The organism is Burkholderia sp. E168m22, from assembly GCF_001319805.1.
Classification (GTDB): Bacteria; Pseudomonadota; Gammaproteobacteria; order Burkholderiales; family Burkholderiaceae; genus Burkholderia; species Burkholderia orbicola.
This window is the reverse complement of sequence record NZ_BBSK01000173.1, coordinates 1-1,188: the sequence shown is the minus strand read 5'-3', so window position 1 is coordinate 1,188 and position 1,188 is coordinate 1. Positions and strand designations below refer to the sequence as shown.

The window sequence follows — 1,188 nt, the reverse complement described above, 5'->3', positions numbered from 1 at the left end:
GACTGAGTAACCGTCTTCCGAGTCAAGCCCGATGAAGTGAATCGTCCCAAGGCGTGTTGGTTTTGACCATGGCATTGAGCATGGTTAGGAGCTTGCGCATGCAGGCAACAAGCGCGACCTTGGACAGTTTGCCGGCGGCCTTCAGGCGTTGATAGAAGGCTCTGATGGCGGGGTTGTAGCGTGTGGCAGTCAATGTAGCCATGTACAGCACGCGACGGATCGCGAAGCGGCCACCTTGAACCCGTCGTCGCCCATTACGTAAGCCGGAATCGCAAGCAATGGGAGCGACGCCAACGAGGGCTGCAATCTGACGGCGATTGAGCCGGCCCAATTCGGGCAGTTCTGCGATCAGGCAGGCGCTGGATACCGGGCCAATTCCATGTGTGGACTGCAACAGGCGGTCGAGTTCACCGAAGTGCTGGCGTACATGAGCGACCATCTGAGCGTCGATGTCATCGAGTTGTGCCTGGATGGCGGCAATGATAGCCAGCAGACTTGGATGCAGACCAACCGGCGTGATCTGGAGCCGCTGTCGCTCCGAAAGGAGCATGGTGAGTAGTTGGCGCCGTCGGGTCACCAGTGCAGCCAGCCACTGCTGCCGCTCGTCGGGAACGGGACGTAGCAAGCGGGACAGATCGTCCCGACGCAGTAGCACGGAAGCCAGTTCGGCAAGCATATGTGCGTCGATGGCGTCGGTTTTGGCCAGACGTCCCATCGAGCGGGCAAAATCGCGTGCTTGCCGAGGGTTGACGACAGCGACCGGCAAACCCGCACCTTGCAAGGCGCACGCCAGCTCGGTCTCGTAGCCACCGGTCGCCTCCATCACGACCAACTGCACGTTCAGCGGCTGAAGGGCAACAGCCAGGGCCGAGTGGCCCTCGGCATCGTTGTTGAATCGACGGATGTCCAGATTGGCACCCAGTACGGAAACATCGACGTGAGCTTTTGCGACGTCAATGCCGACCGTTACGGCAGAAGGAGCAGACATGATCTTCGGATCCCATGCTTGTACATGCGCACTCGATGTAAATGGCGCGCGTAACCGTTCGGGCTTCAGGAAGACCAGCACGGCAACCGTGCGTTTTGTACTCAGTCACGGGCTCCAACACCCAAGCGCGGGGCAAACTGCACGGTCTCGTCTGGCTACCACCAGACTTTACCGTACTGGTCAGTACTGAACATACAAGC

At 59.5% G+C, this 1,188-nt stretch carries 1 protein-coding gene; it reads right to left on the bottom strand.

Annotated features, from left to right (window positions below; translation table 11 throughout):
• Nucleotides 1-22 precede the first annotated feature (22 nt).
• Nucleotides 23-988, bottom strand: a complete 966-nt coding sequence (locus AP428_RS34260) for an IS110-like element ISBcen8 family transposase (RefSeq protein WP_011545951.1) — start codon at nt 986-988, stop codon at nt 23-25.
• Nucleotides 989-1,188: the final 200 nt, after the last annotated feature.